Genomic DNA, 16,738 nt, shown 5'->3' with positions numbered 1-16,738 from the left:
GTCGCCCGGTGTGGTTCAGCCGAACAGGCGCGACCAGAATCTGCCTTTTCCACCCACCTGCTGCCGGGCTCCCTGCATGTGGGCGCGTATGCCGAGCAGTTGGGCATCGTCCGGATCGTGGCGCAGGGCGATCTCGACCAGTTCAGGCTGAAGGTGCGAGGCCTTGAGCTGGCCCAGGGCCCTGAGGGCGGTGACCTTGTGCGCATGAACGAAGCTCATGCTGCGAACTTCCCATGGCGCTTGCTGTTGCTGAGGCGAAAGCTGCGCATAGCGGCGCTCGGCTTCGGCCACGATGTCGAGGACGTCCTGGTGGTGGCTGGTCTCGTTGAGATAGGCGCACGCGGTCTGCGCGCAGTCCAGATACAGGCCGGTGTCAAGCGCGTAGTCCTCCATCAGCAGCAGGGACAGGTCGGTGGCTTGCTTGCGGTTCCCCAGTTGCCGATAGGCATGGCGCAAGTTTTCCAGCAGGGCCTGGAAACAGGTCTGCTGCAGCCCGGCTTCGAGGACGGCGGCCGCCTGCTCGTACTGTTCCTGCGCGTTGTACAGCACGCCCAGGTTGTTGCAGCACATGGCATAGGTGTGGATGTCCAGCGCGGCGGGCGCGGCCTCCTGGCCGTTTGCCGGCGTGCCGGCGCTGGCGAAGCGCTCCAGACAGCGTTCGTAGAGTGTGGTCTGCAGGCGCTCGATTTCCTGCAGGGCTGCTGCATCCGTGTCGGGGCGCTTCCACTTGCCCACGGTCACGCCGGCCGTGTAGTAGTCGGGTGCCGCCGGGCTATCAGCCAACTCGGGATAGGAAAAGATGCTGCGCCAGGGCACGGCATGCTCCATCTCGAAAATGCGGGCTTGCAAGTCCGCCTGGGGCTGCAAGGCATGAGACTTGCGGTAGGCGGCCAGCGCGGGCTCGGGTTCGTCCAGCCAATAGTGGGCACTGCCCAAATAGCGGTGTCCATAGGCATTGCCTGGTGACATTGCCAGTGCGCGCTGCGCCCATTCGCCGACCTGGCGCAATGCCATACCGCGGTCCTCGGTGAATTGGTCACTGGAATCGAGATACACCAGGCACAGCATCAGCCATGACCATTCGCTACCCTGGCCTGATTCGGCAGTGGCCTGAATGCTGGCCAAGAGGCTGGCAATCGCTTCATTGTCCAGATGGCTGAAAACCGTGGTGCCAGACCATAGCGCATGCATTCGCGCGTGGTCGCCCTGGCTGAAGGCATGCATTCCTTGGGAAATCAGTCGTTCCATGGTCTGTTGGGAATATTGTGGGAGGCGCCATCGTATCCGCTGTGTTTGACAGGAGGATGTGGCACCACTCAATGGGAGCGATAAGACGCCCGTGCAGACAATGTCTGAACAACAGGTCAAAGCCCCGTCAACTGCGGCAATGCCTTCTCGCAGGCCTTGCGGCACAGGTAGCGCAGGTCCTGTTCACCATCTTCACTGCGCAGGTAGCCGGCGCCGGCGGCGTTGATGTTCCATTCATAGACCTTGCCCGAGCGCAGCAGCCGTCCGCTGAAACTGCAGGGCAGGATGATGGATTCCTCATGGAAGCTGCCAGCCGAGACTTGCTTTGCCGTCGCGAAATAGCGGGCCACGTCGGCGGCGTCCAGGCTGACTTTCTCGCATCCCATGGTCTCGCCCGAGCCTACGGAACGGGTGACCGGGCCGATGACGGAAATGGGTGCCGCCTTGGCCGCGTGTTTGGGCGTGGGCGTGGATGTGGATGTAGATGAGGCCTGCAGCGGCGCATGCAGGCACAGCATCACGGCAGCCCAGGCGGCAATGCGCAGGCTGCGAGAGGGATTGTTGAAAAGCTGGCTGGATGGCATGGCTCAGGCTCCCGTGAAGATGTAGCGCAGCAATTGGGCGCCTTCGGTCGCTTCCTTGCGGGCAATGGCGCCGTGGGAGTAGACATCGGACAGAAGCTTGAGCTTGTAGTGGTCCACCAATTGCTGGGTCAGCCATTTGGTCTGGAAAAGCTGCGATTGGGTGGGCGCCTCGTAGTCCTTGGTCGACGGCAGGAAACGGCCCACCACCTCGATGCCCACGGAGTCGCTGTTGGCTGGATAACGCAACGGATAGGCCTTTGTGTTCTCGTGCGATGACACATTCTTGGCCCGCTTGCTGAAGCTCAGGCCCTTTTGGTGCAGCAGGGCATTGATGTTCTTGAGTTCCGTGGGATCGCAGGTGCTCTCGTTGACGCAGCGCGGCTGAAGAATTCCCACATGCCAGCAGATCTTTTCCAGACTGGCGGTTTGGTAGATCTTCCCGTCCTTCTCGATCAGAAAGTGCGCCCCCGTCTTCTGGCCGCTCTTGTAGGCATTGAGCACGCTGGCGGCCGTGGACGAGTCAGTGCGGTGCAGCACGATGGAGGTGACGGACAGCAAGGCGCCGTGCTCTATGGACGGATAGGTCTTGACTTCGACGCTTTTGTCTACCATCAATCCTTTTTCGATAGTGGCCAATTATTTCTCCCTCTGTATTCCGGCTGAATGAATGCGAATGGCGGAAAGCCGGGAGAGCATACGGGCTGAAGGGATAAAAATAATTCGAAATGTACTGTGCGCCTCTTTATTGGAAATATATTGAAACAATTGGGTGGATTTCATGAAGGATGGATGAATTCCGTAAATCCCCGGAATTCACAGGGGGCTCAATGGCGACGCAATGCAATGCCTGCGCGATGGCCCACGACTGCGACTAGGATGCAGCCCATCCCGACCCACTGCGCCGCCGACGGCACGGCGCCAAACCAGGCCAGGTCCACCAGCAAGGCCATGGCGGGGTAGACGAAGGACAGTGCCGCAATGGCGGGCGCCGGCAGCCGCTGGAATGCGGCATACATCACCGTGTACATGAAGGCCGTATGGACCAGTCCCAGGGTCAGCACCATGGAGGCGGCGCGCGCTGACAGCAATTGAGGGCTGGTTGCGGCGATATGGGTGAGCAGGGGCAGGGCCCACAGGCTCAGCACCAGTCCGCCCGCAAGCATCTGCAGCATGGCGATCTGGGCCGAGGGCATGTGGCCCAGGCGGCGCGTGGCGACCGTGGTGCCTGCGTAGAGAGCGGCGGCCAGCAGGGCCAGGGCCACGCCTATCCAGGCGCCTGTTCCAGCATGCGATGCATCCATGCCATCCAGCCCGACCAGGCCGCTGCTCAGCGCCACCCCCAACAGGGCCAGCAGCAGCCAGGGCAGCTTGCGGCGTTCGACGGGCTCGCCCTGCAGCGCCGACAGAGCCAGCAGCATGAAGGGCTGCACGTGGTAGACCACGGTGGCCACGGCGATGGAGCTGTAGTGGTAGGCGCTGAAGAGGGCGACCCAGTTGAGCACCAGGGCGATGCCGCCGCCAGCCAGCCACAGCCATTCACGGCCTTGAGGGGCGACCCATTCGCGCCGCCAGGCCAGCCACAGGCCCAGGCCCAGTGCACCCAGCACGCACCGGGCGAATACGACCAGCAGCGGCGGCAGCGCGCTTTCCACGACCAGCAGGCCGATGGTGCCCGACAGCGCCATGGCCAGCAGCATGCGCCAGGTGCCGCCCTGGCTGGCTCGGGGCCGCGTGGTTGAGGTTGCAGAGGTGAGGCTGGGGCTGTGGGACATGGTGTCGATTCCTGGGCGCGCTTCGGTATGGAGCGCATGGCCGTATCTTGCGGACCTTGCAATCAATCAACAATCCATGAGTCATTCAAATTAATATTGCATGCCATGCAACAAAGACCGGAGTAGCGCCTTGCCCGATACCGCCATGCCCCTGGATGAAATGCTGGTCTTCGCCCGCGTGGTGGAGCACCAGAGCTTTGCGGGCGCGGCCCGGCAATTGGGGCTGACGACCTCGGCCGTGAGCCGCAGCGTGGGGCGGCTGGAGGCGCATTTCGGGCTGCGGCTGCTGCAGCGCACCACGCGCTCGCTGTCGCTGACCGAGGCGGGGGCAGAGATCCATCAGGCCTGCCTGCGGCTGGTGGAGGATGCCCAGGCCGTGCAGGCGCTGGCCGGCCAGCTGCGCCAGCAGCCGCGCGGGCTGCTGAAGATCAGCGCGCCGGCCGTGCTGGGCGATCTCTGGCTGTCACCACTGCTGCCGGGCTTTTGCGCGCGCTGGCCCGAGGTGCAGGTGCAGGTGGACATGACGGACCGCATGGTGGACCTGGTGGCCGAGGGGCTGGACCTGGGCCTGCGCATCAGCGTGCCGGGCCAGATCGCGCCGGGGCTGGTGGCGCGGCCGCTCAAGACCATCCGCTATGTGCTGGTGGCCACGCCCGGCTATCTGGCGCAGCATGCGCAGATCACGGAGCCCGGGCAACTGCTGGCGCATCCCTTCATCAGCCTGGGCTACGGCCAGTTCCAGAACGAGGTCGAATTGCGTCCGCAGCGCGCTGGGCATCAGCCGGCCGCGCCCGCTACGCGTCTGCTGGTGAATACGCCCATCACCATTGCCAGCAGCCTGGGCATCATCCAGGCGCTGCAGCAGGGGCCAGGCATCGGCGTGGTAGCGGACTTTGCGGCGCAGGCGGCGCTGCAGGCCGGGCAGCTGGCGCCCGTGCTGCCGGGCTGGACGCTGTGCGGCAAGTACGCGCCGCGCGTGGTGCATGCGGTCTATGCGCCCACGCGCCATGTGCCGCTGAAGCTGCGGGCGCTGATCGACTACCTGGTCGAGGTGGAAGGCGAGGGCGCCGCGGCCTCCACCACCTAACCCATGCGCCTGCGCAGCGCCGCGCTGGCCCAGTCCACGGCCACGGACAGCGCCAGCATGGCGATGATGACGGTGCTGGCCTGGGCATAGTGGAACAGCGACAGCTCGAAGTACAGCAGCTGCCCCAGCCCGCCCGCGCCCACGAAGCCCAGGATGGCGGCCATGCGGATGTTCATCTCCCAGCGGTACAGCGTATAGGCCAGCAACTGCGGCGCGGCACCGGGCAGCGTCGCGTAGAGGAAGGCCATGGCACGGCCGCTGCCGGACAGGCGCAGCGCTTGGGTGGGGGCGGCGGGCTGGTTCTGCAGGGCCTCGGCATACAGGCGCCCCAGCACGCCGGCCGTGTGCAGCGCCAGCGCCAGCGCGCCTGCGAACGGGCCCAGGCCCACGGCCAGGGCGGTGATGGTGGCCCAGACCAGCTCGGGCACGGAGCGCAGCACGTTGAGCACCAGGCTCCAGGGGGCGCGCCAGCGCGGCAGCGCCAGCAGCAGGCCCAGCACGGCCGCCAGCAGGGTGCCGACCACGGAAATGGCCAGCGTCTCCCACACGCCCACGGCCACCTTGCGCAGCCATTCGGCGCTGGTGTCGGGCGGGAAGAAGCTGATGACGAACTCCAGCATGGACCGGCCCGCCGCGCCGGTGAACAGCGAGGGCAGGTCCATCTCCAGCATGGCAAAGCTGGCGGCCACGCCCAGCGCCAGGGCGGCGCAGGCGAGGGCGCTGCGCCAGCCCCAGGCGCTGGCACGCGCGGCGGGTGGCGTGTCCAGCGCGCGGCGCAGGCCGCGCGAGAGCAGGTCGGCGCCCCAGACCAGCAGCATGAAGGTCAGCAAGATGGTGGAGGCCTCGCCGCCGTTGAGCATCTTCATGGCCTGGTCCATGAGCTGGCCCAGGCCGCCCGCGCCCACAAAGCCCATGACCACCGAGGCGCGTATGGCGCACTCCCAGCGGTAGACGGTGTACGAGGTCAGCTCGCGCGCGGCCTGGGGCAGCAGGCCGTACAGCATGGCCAGCGGCCGGCGCGCGCCGGCCTGCGCCAGGGCACGCGCGGGTGCGGGGTCGGCCGATTCCAGGATTTCCGCATAGACCTTGGCCAGCATGCCGCCATAGGTCAGGCCCAGGGCCAGCACGCCAGCGGCCGGCCCCAGGCCGAAGACGCGCACGAAGACCAGGGCCCAGACCAGCTCGGGCACGCCGCGCAGAATGGTGAGCAGGCCGCGCGTGACGGGATTGAGCGCCCGCCGCTCGCGCGCGGCGCCCGTGACCAGGTAGGCCAGCGGCACGGCCAGCACAAAGGCCAGGGCCATGCCGGCCGTGGCAATGGCCAGGGTCTCCAGCGTGGCGCGGCCCAGGTAGCCCAGGAAGTCGCGCCCGGTCTCGGGCGGCAGAAACGTGGCCAGAAAGCGGCCGATGACCTGCAGGTTGCCGGGATCGAACAGCGCGCCCAGGCTGAAGCCCGCGCCCTGGAACAGCGGCCACAGCACGACGGCGGCCAGCACCAGGGCGCCGAGGCGGCGGGGCGCGGCGGGGTCACGCAGCGCGTGCAGATCGGAACTCAACGGCATGCGGATGCGGACAGCGGTGCGGCAAAGGCGGCGGGCGCGGGTGTCCACGCAGGGCGGGAGGGATCATCGCCAGCATGCTCGGACACATACAGCGCACGCAGGTGTTCCTGCGTGACTTCAGCCGCCGGCAGGTCGAAGGCGATGGCGCCATCGCGGATGCCCACGATGCGCGCAAAGCAGGCCAGCGCCAGGTCCACGGCATGCAGGCTGGCCACCAGGGTGGCGCCGCGCGCGGCGGCTTCGTGCACCAGCAGTTGCACGGTGGACAGGGCCAGGGCCGGGTCCAGCGCGGCCACGGGCTCGTCGGCCAGGATCAGCTCGGCCTGCTGGTAGAGCACGCGGGCAATGCCCACGCGCTGCAGCTGCCCGCCCGAGAGCTGGTCGCAGCGCGCGAACAGCTTGTCTGCCAGCTGCACGCGGGCCAGGGCCTCGCGCGCGCCAGCGGTGTCCTGTGGGTACAGCAGCGAGGCCAGCGCCTTCCAGGCCGGCCAGCGGCCCAGCCGCCCGGCCAGCACGGCCGTGACCACGCGCTGGCGCGGCGGTATGGGCGGCGCCTGGTGCACCGTGCCGATGCGCGCGCGCAGCAGCCGGGGAGCCCCCGCGCTGGACGCAGGCACCTCGTTGCCCAGCACGCTGTGCCGGCCCTGGCTGGGCGCCAGCGCCGTGCCGATGACGGACAGCAGCGTGGTCTTGCCCGCGCCCGAGGGGCCGATCAGCGCAATGGCTTCGCCCTGGCGTGCGGCCAGCGTCACGCCGCGCAGCGCAATGCCGCCGCCGGCGTGGGTCAGGCCCACGCCTTGCAGTTCAAAGCTCATGGATTGCGCCTGCTGCGGCTTACTTGAGCAGGCCGGCCGACTTGGCGGCGGCCTCGATGCCTTCGTAGTTCGAGGCCTGGGTGGGAATGAAGCGCGCGGCACGCTGCAGCTCCAGGATGGCCTTGTGCTCGGGCTTGGCCGGGTCCAGCGCCAGGAAGGCGTCGGTCAGCTTCTTGACCAGGGCCGGGTCCAGGTCGCCGCGCACGGTCCAGTTGTAATCGAAGTAGGGCGGTGTGGTGGCGAACACGCGCACCTTGCTGGTATCGACCTTCTTGCTCTCCACCAGCTTGTCCCAGACCGATGCGTTGAGCACGCCGGCCTCGGCCTTGCCGGCGGCCACGAAGGCCACGGTGGCGTCATGCGCGCCGGAGAAGGCCACGGTCTTGAAGTCCTTCTCGGGGTTGATGCCGTCCTGCTGCAGGAAAAAGCGCGGCATCAGGCTGCCCGAGGTGGACGAGGGCGCGCCAAAGGCAAAGCTCTTGCCCTTGAGGTCGGCCAGGGTCTTGATGGCGGGGTTGGCCGTGATGAACTTGGAGGTGAACCTGGCGTCTTCCTCGCGCTGCACGATGGGGATGGCCGTGCCGTTGGTGCGGATCTTGGCCTGCACGAAGGTGAAGCCGCCCAGCCAGGCCAGGTCCAGCTTGCGCGTGGCCAGCGACTCGACCACGGCGGCGTAGTCGGTCACCGGCGTGAACACCACCTTCATGCCGGTCTGTGCCGAGAGGTACTTGCCCAGCGGCTCGAACTTGCGCTGCAGCTCGGTGGGAGCTTCATCCGGGATGGCCGAGACGCGCAGCACGGCGGGTTCGGCGGCCAGCGCAGGCAGGCTGGACAGGGTGGAGGCGGCCAGCACGCAGGCAGCCGCCTGGCGCAGCGCCGAGCGGCGCGCAGGAATGTGGTTCATGGATGGGCTCCGTTCAATCAGCCACCGCCGTCCGGATACACGGCGGTTTAATAGGGCGCCCGGGGTTGACCCGGGCGCCGAAGGTACAAGGGCGGTACACCGACCGCTGAGGCTGCATTGTAGGGAGCGGGCTTTTCCGTTGGGGAGCGTCAGGCTTGAGCGGCGGACCTGCCGGCACAGCGCGGCCGCCGATCTTTTTCCCGCGTGCGCCGCGTTTGTGCACCGCCTGGGACCTTGCCTGGCCGGGGACTTGAACATGCGTTGCACCAAAATATCCATTATTGGTATGACCAATAAATATCCTGGTGCGTTATCTGCACTATTTTAGGTGTTTACCCTGTTCATCTGCCCACTTGAAAGCTCTGAGAATCGCACCACTTCGCGCAATGGTCTGAATTTTGGCTTAATTGGTTGGACCAATTTGCCAATGGCCCACAAGGCGCCAGCGCGGGGAACACTCCCACCGTTGCAGCCAGCCAGCAGACATCCTGTGCGGATCGCACCGCATGCCAACGCTGCAACGAGGGGGAGTGGCCGACAAGGGGCGCTTACCGCGCCCTCCCCATCATCTAGAGACACGGTCATGCAAACCATCTGGCAGCAGAACTACGATCCCGCCGGGAACATCTGGATCTCGGCGCTGATCGCGCTGATTCCCATCATCTTTTTCTTCCTGGCGCTGACCAGGTTCCGTCTCAAGGGCTACCAGGCTGGCACCGTCACCGTGGCGCTGGCGCTGGGCGTGGCGCTGCTGTTCTACAAGATGCCCGTGAGCGCGGCACTGGCCTCGGCCGTGTACGGCTTCTTCTACGGCCTGTGGCCCATCGCCTGGATCATCGTGGCGGCCGTGTTCCTCTACAAGATCTCGGTCAAGACGGGGCAGTTCGACGTGATCCGCTCGTCCATCCTGTCGGTCACTCCCGACCAGCGGCTGCAGCTCATCCTGGTGGGCTTTTGCTTCGGCGCCTTCCTGGAGGGCGCGGCCGGCTTCGGCGCGCCCGTGGCCATCACTGCCGCGCTGCTGGTGGGCCTGGGCTTCAAGCCGCTGTATGCGGCGGGCCTGTGCCTGATCGCCAACACGGCGCCCGTGGCCTTCGGCGCCATGGGCATTCCCATCATCGTGGCAGGGCAGGTCTCGGGCGTGGATGCCTTCGCCATCGGCCAGATGGCCGGCCGCCAGCTGCCCTTCATGACCGTGCTCGTGCTGTTCTGGCTGATGGCCATCATGGACGGCTGGCGCGGCGTCAAGGAAACTTGGCCTGCGGTGCTGGTGGGCGGCGGCTCCTTCGCCGTGGTGCAGTTCCTCACGGCCAACTACATCGGCCCGGAGCTGCCGGACATCACTTCGGCCATCGTCTCGCTGGTGGCGCTGACGCTGTTCCTCAAGGTCTGGCAGCCCAAGCGCATCTTCCGGTTCGACACGGAAGGCGAGGGCGGCAAGGCTGCGGCAGTTGCAGCACCGGCCATCACCTCCGGTGCACCGCTGACAGCAGGCGCCATCATCAAGGCCTGGTCGCCCTTCATCATCCTCACGGCCATGGTGACGGTCTGGAGCATCAAGCCCTTCAAGGCGCTGTTCGCCGCAGGTGGCCCGATGGCCTCCACCGTCATCAACATCCCCGTGCCCTTCCTGCACAACCTGGTGGAGAAGACGCCGCCCGTCGTGGCCGCTGCTGCGCCCTACGGCGCGGTCTACACCTTCAACTGGCTGCTGGCCACCGGCACGGCCATCCTGATCGCGGCGCTGATCACCATCACCTTCACGCGCCTGTCTCCCGCCAAGGCCGTGGCCACGCTGGGCGAGACCTTCAGGGAACTGGCTGTGCCGATCTACTCCATCGGCATGGTGCTGGCCTTCGCCTTCGTGGCCAACTACTCGGGCCTGTCGGCCACGCTGGCCCTGGCGCTGGCACACACGGGCCAGGCGTTCACGTTCTTCTCGCCCTTCCTGGGCTGGATCGGCGTGTTCCTCACGGGCTCGGACACTTCGGCCAACGCGCTGTTCGCCGCGCTGCAGGCCACCACGGCGCAGCAGCTGGGCCTGCCCCAGGTGCTCACGGTGGCGGCCAACACCACGGGCGGCGTGACGGGCAAGATGATCTCGCCCCAGTCCATCGCCATTGCCTGCGCGGCCGTGGGCCTGGCAGGGCGCGAGTCGGACCTGTTCCGCTTCACGGTCAAGCACAGCCTGATGTTCGCCGTGATCATCGGGGTGATCACGACGCTGCAAGCCTATGTGTTTACGTGGATGATTCCGGGGTATTGACATGAAACACCCCCTGAGTCGCTGCGCGCCTTCCCCCTCTCTACCCGCTTCGCGGGGGAGGGGGACGACACCCTCGCGGCGGGGCGGCCCTTGCTCGGTGTCCCTGGCTTGGGCAGTGCGGGTTTCATGCGATGAGGCTGGCGCATAGCGCCGTGAATCACTGAAAACCAATTCTGAGAATCCCCATGCGCGTTGCCGATCAAGTTGTCGAGAAATTGCTTGTCCTGGTGCAGGCCAGCGGAGTGCAGCCCGGACAGCGGCTGCCCGCGGAACGGCAACTGGCGGCCGAGCTGGGCGTCTCGCGCACCTCGGTGCGCGAGGCGATACAGAAACTCACCAGCCAGGGCGTGCTGGTGGCGCGGCGCGGCGATGGCACTTACCTGCAGGAGCCGGCGCCGGCTGCCGAGCCTGCGGACTGGCTCAAGGACGCCATGCGGCCGCTGGCCGGCCTGATGGAGTCCGACTCCCACTACCGCTACGACGTGCTGGAAACCCGCCACGCGCTGGAGACCAGCACGGCCTGGCTGGCCGCCCAGCGCGCCACGCCGCAGGACAAGGACCATATCCAGCGCTGCTTCGAGGTGATGATCCAGCACCAGCAAAGCGGCCACGCCGAGCTGGCGGCGCGCGCCGACGCGCAGTTCCACCTGGCCATTGCCGAGGCTTCGCACAACCTGGTGCTGGTGCAGGTCATGCACAGCCTGTTCACCGTGGTGCTGTCCACGGTGGAACGCAACCGCCACGACATGTTCCGCCTGAGCGCGCCCCAGACCCTGCAGGAGCTGACCGTGCAGCACCAGAGCCTCATGCAGGCCATCCTGGACGGCGACCCGCAGCGCGCCCGCGAATGCATCGGCGAGCACCTGGAGCATGTGCGCACCACCATCCAGCGCCTGGACGAGGACCGCGCGCGGCGCGAGCGCTCCATGCGGCTGCCTCTGGACGCCGCGCCTGCGCTGCTGCCCACTTCAGACCTGATACGAAAGACATGAGACACCCATCATGATCATCTCCTCTACCTCCGACTACCGTGCGGCGGCGCAAAAGCGCCTGCCGCCTTTCCTGTTCCACTACATCGACGGCGGCGCCTATGCCGAGCAGACGCTGCGCCGCAATGTCGAGGACATGGCCGCCGTGGCGCTGCGCCAGCGCGTGCTCAAGGACATGAGCCGGCTGGACACCAGCATCGAGCTGTTCGGCGAGAAACTGTCCATCCCCGTGGCGCTGTCGCCCGTGGGCCTGACGGGCATGTACCGCCGCCGCGGCGAAGTGCAGGCCGCGCGCGCGGCCGACGCCCATGGCATTCCGTTCACCATGTCCACGGTCTCGGTCTGCCCCATCGAAGAGGTGGCGCCCAGGATCAAGCGCCCCATGTGGTTCCAGCTCTATGTGCTCAAGGACCGGGGCTTCATGCAGAACGCGCTGGAGCGTGCCCAGGCGGCCGGCTGCTCCACCCTGGTCTTCACCGTGGACATGCCCGTGCCCGGCGCGCGCTACCGCGATGCGCATTCGGGCATGAGCGGCCCGAATGCCGCCATGCGCCGCTACTGGCAGTCGGTCACGCATCCGGCCTGGTCCATGGACGTGGGCCTGCTGGGCCGCCCGCATGACCTGGGCAACATCTCGGCCTACCGGGGCAGCCCCACGGGCCTGGCCGACTACATCGGCTGGCTGGGCGCCAACTTCGATCCCTCCATTTCCTGGAAGGACCTCGAATGGATACGCGCCTTCTGGAAGGGGCCCATGGTCATCAAGGGCATCCTGGACCCCGAGGACGCCAAGGACGCCGTGCGCTTTGGCGCCGACGGCATCATCGTCTCCAACCATGGCGGCCGCCAGCTCGACGGCGTGCTGTCCTCGGCCCGCGCGCTGCCGGCCATTGCCGATGCGGTCAAGGGCCAGATCAAGATCCTGGCCGACTCCGGCATCCGCAACGGCCTGGACGTGGTGCGCGCCATCGCCCTGGGCGCCGACTGCGCCATGATCGGCCGCGCTTTCATCTACGCGCTGGCCGCTGCCGGCGAGGCCGGCGTCAAGCACCTGCTGGAGCTGCTGGAAAAGGAGATGCGCGTGGCCATGACGCTGACCAGCGTCAGCAAGGTGGCAGACATCACCGGTGACCTGCTGGTGCGCGAAGCATGAGCGCGCCGTCCATCTCCGCCATGCCCCAGGTGTCCCGCGAAACCCTGCTGCAGCAGCTGCGCCAGGCCGTGGGCGCGGCCCATGTGCTCACCGACGACCAGGCCACGCGCCGCTTCCGCAAGGGCCACCGCACGGGCGAGGGCCCGGTGCTGGCCGTGGTGCGGCCCGCGACGCTGCTGGAGCAGTGGAAGGTGGTGCAGGCCGCCGTGGCGGCCGGGCGTATCGTCATCATGCAGGCCGCCAACACGGGCCTGACGGGCGGCTCCACGCCCGACGGCGCGGACTACGACCGCGAGATCGTGCTCATCAACACCTTGCGCATCACCGGCGTGCAGGTCATTGGCGGCGGCGCCCAGGTGGTCTGCCTGCCCGGCGCCACGCTGGACCGGCTGGAGCAGGCGCTGGCGCCGCTGGGGCGCGAGCCGCATTCGGTGATCGGCTCGTCGTGCATCGGCGCCTCGGTGCTGGGCGGCATCTGCAACAACTCGGGCGGCGCCCTGGTGCGGCGCGGCCCGGCCTATACCGAACTGGCGCTGTACGCGCGCGTGTGCGGCGACGGCTCGCTGGAACTCGTCAACCACCTGGGCATCGCCCTGGGCCGCACGCCCGAGGAAATCCTCACGCGGCTGCAAAACGGCGACTACACCGAGTCCGACATCGCCCACGATGCGCAGCGCGCCGCCTCCGACCCGCGCTATGCCGATGCCGTGCGCGCCGTGGACGAGGACACGCCCGCGCGCTTCAATGCCGACCCCTCGCGCCTGTTCGAGGCCTCGGGCTCGGCCGGCAAGCTGTGCCTGTTCGCCGTGCGGCTGGACACCTTCCCCAAGGAGCCGAGCACCGTCTTCTATATAGGCAGCAATGCGCCCGACGACCTCACGGCCGTGCGCCGCGAGCTGCTGACCGCGCTGCCGCGCCTGCCGATCGCCGGCGAGTACATCCACCGCACGGCCTACGACATCGGCGAGAAATACGGCAAGGACACCTTCCTGCTGATCGACCGCTTCGGCACGGCCAGGGTGCCGGCCGCCTTCGCCCTCAAGAGCCGCATGGACGGCTTCTTCGAACGCTTCGGCCTGCGCGGCGTCACCGACCGCGTGATCCAGGCGCTGACCAACCTGCTGCCCAGCCACCTGCCCGCGCGCATGCGCCAGTGGCGCGACCGCTATGAGCACCACCTGCTGGTGCGTGTGTCCAACGACACGGCCGAGGCCACGCGTGAATTCCTCACGCGGCACTTCAGCGGCAGCACCACGGGCGGCTGGTTCGAGTGCGATGCCGACGAGGGGCGCAAGGCCTTCCTGCACCGCTTCGCCATCGCGGGCGCGGCCATCCGCTACCGCGAGGTGCACCGCGCCCAGGTCGAGGACATCGTGGCCCTGGACGTGGCCCTGCGCCGCAACGACCGCGAATGGGTGGAGCAACTGCCCGCCGAGGTCGCGCGCGACATGGTCCACAAGCTCTACTACGGCCACTTCTTCTGCCATGTCTTCCACCAGGACTACATCGTCAAGAAGGGCGTGGACCCGCTGGCCATGGAGCACCGCATGTGGGAACTGCTGGACGCGCGCCGCGCCGAGTACCCGGCCGAGCACAACGTGGGCCACTTGTACGTGGCCAAGCCCGCGCTGGCAGGCTTCTACCGCGAACTGGACCCCACCAACACCTTCAACCCCGGCATAGGCCACACCTCGCGCAAGCTGGGCTGGGAGGAGTGTTGTGACCGGCCGGGGGGATGGCCCAAGGGGTATTCGGAAACGCCGTAGAGCAGGAGCAGGCGGGCCCGGGGGCAGCCCGCCGCACCCCCTCACAGATTGATGAACACCGACTTGGTCTCCAGGTAGGCATCCAGCGCGGTGCGGCCCATGTCGCGGCCCATGCCGGACTGCTTGTAGCCGCCGAAGGGCATGCCCGGGTCCAGGGTGCTGTGGCAGTTGACCCAGACCGTGCCGGACTGGATCTTGGGGATCAGCCGGTGGACCTTGGACAGGTTGTTGGACCAGATGCTGGCGCCCAGGCCGTAGGGCGTGTCGTTGGCCCAGGCGGCGACTTCGTCGAGGTCGTCATAGGGCATGGCCACGAGCACGGGGCCGAAGATTTCCTCGCGTGCCACGCGGTGGTCGTGCTGCACGCCGGTCATCACCGTGGGCTGCACGAAGTAGCCGCGCTGGCCTGCGCGGGCGCCGCCCGTCACCACCTCGGCGCCCTGGCTGCGGCCTATGTCGATGTAGCTGCAGACACGCTCCATCTGCTCCTGCGAGACCAGCGGGCCCATCTGTGCGCGGGGGTCCAGGCCATGGCCCAGGGTGAGCCGGGCGGCCTGGTCGGCCACGTCGGCCACCACGCGGTCGAACATGCTCTTGTGCACGTACAGGCGCGAGCCCGCGCAGCAGACCTGGCCGTGGTTGAAGAAGATGGCATTGGCCGCACCCGCCGCAGCCGTGGCGGGGTCGCAGTCGTCGAGCACGATGACGGGGGACTTGCCGCCCAGCTCCAGCGTGATGCGCGTCATGTTGTCCATGCAGGCATGGCCGATGAGCTTGCCCACCTCGGTCGAGCCCGTGAAGCTGACCTTGTTGACCAGCGGGTGCGAGACCAGGGGCGCACCCGTGCCGGGGCCGTCGCCCGTGACCACGTTGAACACGCCGGGCGGAAAGCCCGCTTCCTGGATCAGCTCGGCCAGCATCAGCGCGGTCAGCGGCGTCTGCTCGGCGGGCTTGAGCACCAGGGTGCAGCCGGCAGCCAGCGCGGGCGCCAGCTTCCAGCTGGCCATGAGCAGGGGGAAGTTCCAGGGCACGACGGCGGCGACCACGCCCACGGGCTCGCGCCGGGTGTAGGTGAACATCTGGGCCTCGGGCGCGAAGGGCACGGAGTGCTCGTGCGTCATGCCCTCGATCTTGGTGGCCCAGCCGGCCATGTAGCGGATGGAGTCGATGGCCATGGCGATGTCCACGGCGCGCGCAATGGCGGCGGACTTGCCGTTGTCCAGCGATTCGACCTCGGCCAGGGCCTGGGCATGGGTCTCCATGAGGTCGGCCAGGCGCAGCATCAGGCGCTCGCGCTCCACGGGGCGCATGCGGCCCCAGGGGCCCAGGTGCAGCGCGCGGTGCGCGGCGCGCACGGCCAGGTCCACGTCCGCCGGGCCGGCGCTGGCGACTTCGGCGATCACGGCTTCGGTGGCCGGGTTGACGGTGGACAGGCGCTGGCCGGTCTGGGCCGCCACCCATTGGCCGTCGATGAAGAGGTCATGCGTGCCCCGGTTGAGGAAGGCGCTGGCGCGCTCGGTGATCTGGTGCTGGATGTCGCTGAGGTTCATGGTGTGCTCCTTGGGGGTGAACGGGAGAAAGGGGGGTGTGGGATCAGAAAACCTGCAGCAGGCGCAGGTTGATGCGGGCGTTCTCCTTGAAGCCCTGGCGCACATGCAGATCGCGGCCCACGGTGGCCAGCAGCTGCGTCTTGGGCGCGACAAAGACCGCGCCGCCGAATGAGACCTTGGTGGTGGATTGGCGGTCGCCTTGCGACACGCCGTTGACCTGGGTTTCGCCGCCCGTCAGGTGCGACAGGCCCAGGCGCAGGTCCGATGTGTCCGACAGGTGGTAGCGCAGCAGGCCCTGGAACTGGAACTGCGCCTTTTGCTTGAGCGTGGCACTGTGGGCGCCGAAGTCGTCGTTCTTGCCGAAGACGGTGACATCGGCCGCCAGGTCCATGGTCACGCGCTTGCCCAGCGGCTTGATCCAGCCGGCCTGCAGGGCGGCCTTCCAGCGGTTCTCGCCCAGGCTCAGCGGATCGTTGCGGCTGTACTGGCCCGTGGGCAGCCAGACAAAGGGGGTGATGCCGAAGTGCTCCTTGTCGCCGGGCTTGGTCAGCCACAGGGTGGCGGCCAGCATCAGGTCGCCCACGCCGGTGTTGCTGCCCATGGCCGCGATATCGCGCGATGCCGACAGGCGCCCGAAGGGCAGCAGGAACTGCGGGTCGATCACGTAGTCGCCCAGCTTCATGAAGTGCACGCCGCGCGCTATGCCGATGTCCGAGGTCAGCCTCGGCCGTATGGGCGCCTGGTCGCCATTGGCATAGAGGCTGTCCCGCGTGGCGTGCTGGTAATAGACCATGCCCAGCGTGGTGCCGGGCGGCAGGGCGGTGTAGTCGCCCGCGTCGATATCGACGGCGTGGGCATTGAAGGTGGCGCATGCGGCCATGGCTGCCAGGGCCAGGGAGGCGCGGGTGAAGGGCTTGGATGGCATGGCGAAGAGTCCTGTCCGGTGTTTTCAGGCAAAGCCCTGCCCAGGCCTGCTGCAGGACAGCAGGGCCGGGGAGGTGCCTGTGGGGGTTGTGGGGGAGAGAGAGGAAGCGGGGCGGGA

14 protein-coding genes are annotated in these 16,738 nt (G+C 67.6%); 5 read left to right on the top strand and 9 right to left on the bottom strand.

Annotated features, from left to right (window positions below; translation table 11 throughout):
• Positions 1-15 precede the first annotated feature (15 nt).
• The 4 genes from HFGMBDPB_RS22155 to HFGMBDPB_RS22140 all read right to left on the bottom strand — a co-directional run bounded on the left by HFGMBDPB_RS22155 (position 16) and on the right by HFGMBDPB_RS22140 (position 3,604).
• Entirely contained in the window at positions 16-1,320 is a 1,305-nt protein-coding gene (locus tag HFGMBDPB_RS22155) for a tetratricopeptide repeat protein (RefSeq protein WP_249343623.1), read from the bottom strand.
• Between the two features lie 44 nt (positions 1,321-1,364).
• Complete coding sequence (locus HFGMBDPB_RS22150) at positions 1,365-1,832, bottom strand: hypothetical protein (protein ID WP_212646269.1); 468 nt, start codon at positions 1,830-1,832, stop codon at positions 1,365-1,367.
• Positions 1,833-1,835: 3 nt separating this feature from the next.
• Entirely contained in the window at positions 1,836-2,444 is a 609-nt protein-coding gene (locus tag HFGMBDPB_RS22145; protein WP_013802750.1) for a peptidoglycan recognition protein family protein, read from the bottom strand.
• A gap of 212 nt (positions 2,445-2,656) precedes the next feature.
• Positions 2,657-3,604 (bottom strand): DMT family transporter, encoded by a 948-nt coding sequence (locus HFGMBDPB_RS22140; RefSeq protein WP_212646268.1) that lies wholly within the window; start codon positions 3,602-3,604, stop codon positions 2,657-2,659.
• Positions 3,605-3,749: 145 nt separating this feature from the next.
• On the opposite strand from HFGMBDPB_RS22140, the gene HFGMBDPB_RS22135 reads away from it, so the two are divergent.
• The gene (locus tag HFGMBDPB_RS22135) at positions 3,750-4,691 is read left to right on the top strand and encodes a LysR family transcriptional regulator (protein WP_212646344.1); all 942 of its coding nucleotides are present in this window, start codon (positions 3,750-3,752) and stop codon (positions 4,689-4,691) included.
• On the opposite strand, the gene HFGMBDPB_RS22130 is transcribed toward HFGMBDPB_RS22135, so the two are convergent.
• From HFGMBDPB_RS22130 to HFGMBDPB_RS22120, 3 genes are read right to left on the bottom strand one after another with little or no spacing between them, the layout of a single operon-like run.
• Positions 4,688-6,253, bottom strand: a complete 1,566-nt coding sequence (locus HFGMBDPB_RS22130) for a PhnE/PtxC family ABC transporter permease (protein ID WP_016452889.1) — start codon at positions 6,251-6,253, stop codon at positions 4,688-4,690. The two genes, HFGMBDPB_RS22135 and HFGMBDPB_RS22130, sit on opposite strands and share 4 nt — an antisense overlap.
• Positions 6,244-7,068: a phosphonate ABC transporter ATP-binding protein gene (locus HFGMBDPB_RS22125; RefSeq protein WP_212646267.1), complete on the bottom strand. Its 825-nt coding sequence runs from the start codon at positions 7,066-7,068 to the stop codon at positions 6,244-6,246. Before HFGMBDPB_RS22125 ends, HFGMBDPB_RS22130 begins: the two co-directional genes overlap by 10 nt.
• Before the next feature lie 19 nt (positions 7,069-7,087).
• The gene (locus HFGMBDPB_RS22120) at positions 7,088-7,972 is read right to left on the bottom strand and encodes a putative selenate ABC transporter substrate-binding protein (RefSeq protein ID WP_016446779.1); all 885 of its coding nucleotides are present in this window, start codon (positions 7,970-7,972) and stop codon (positions 7,088-7,090) included.
• 583 nt (positions 7,973-8,555) lie between these two features.
• On the opposite strand from HFGMBDPB_RS22120, the gene lldP reads away from it, so the two are divergent.
• The 4 genes from lldP (at position 8,556) to dld (ending at position 14,146) form a co-directional block, all read left to right on the top strand.
• Positions 8,556-10,238 carry an L-lactate permease gene (gene lldP, locus HFGMBDPB_RS22115; protein ID WP_212646266.1) on the top strand — a complete coding sequence of 561 codons (1,683 nt, stop codon included), beginning with the start codon at positions 8,556-8,558 and terminating at the stop codon, positions 10,236-10,238.
• Between the two features lie 185 nt (positions 10,239-10,423).
• On the top strand, positions 10,424-11,230 hold the full coding sequence (gene lldR / locus HFGMBDPB_RS22110; RefSeq protein ID WP_212646265.1) for a transcriptional regulator LldR: 807 nt from the start codon (positions 10,424-10,426) through the stop codon (positions 11,228-11,230).
• Between the two features lie 10 nt (positions 11,231-11,240).
• Positions 11,241-12,380 (top strand): FMN-dependent L-lactate dehydrogenase LldD, encoded by a 1,140-nt coding sequence (lldD, locus tag HFGMBDPB_RS22105; RefSeq protein ID WP_016446782.1) that lies wholly within the window; start codon positions 11,241-11,243, stop codon positions 12,378-12,380.
• Positions 12,377-14,146 carry a D-lactate dehydrogenase gene (gene dld, locus HFGMBDPB_RS22100; RefSeq protein ID WP_212646264.1) on the top strand — a complete coding sequence of 590 codons (1,770 nt, stop codon included), beginning with the start codon at positions 12,377-12,379 and terminating at the stop codon, positions 14,144-14,146. Before lldD ends, dld begins: the two co-directional genes overlap by 4 nt.
• 41 nt (positions 14,147-14,187) lie before the next feature.
• Here the strand turns inward: dld and HFGMBDPB_RS22095 are convergent, their stop codons facing one another.
• Together HFGMBDPB_RS22095 and HFGMBDPB_RS22090 are read right to left on the bottom strand one after the other, a co-directional pair.
• The gene (locus tag HFGMBDPB_RS22095) at positions 14,188-15,696 is read right to left on the bottom strand and encodes an aldehyde dehydrogenase family protein (RefSeq protein ID WP_151019965.1); all 1,509 of its coding nucleotides are present in this window, start codon (positions 15,694-15,696) and stop codon (positions 14,188-14,190) included.
• A gap of 43 nt (positions 15,697-15,739) precedes the next feature.
• On the bottom strand, positions 15,740-16,621 hold the full coding sequence (locus HFGMBDPB_RS22090) for a transporter (RefSeq protein WP_151019967.1): 882 nt from the start codon (positions 16,619-16,621) through the stop codon (positions 15,740-15,742).
• Positions 16,622-16,738 lie beyond the last annotated feature (117 nt).

The sequence above is a fragment of the Delftia sp. PE138 genome (genome assembly GCF_018320755.1).
GTDB lineage: Bacteria > Pseudomonadota > Gammaproteobacteria > Burkholderiales > Burkholderiaceae_C > Comamonas > Comamonas tsuruhatensis.
This window is presented reverse-complemented; position numbering and strand designations above follow the sequence as displayed.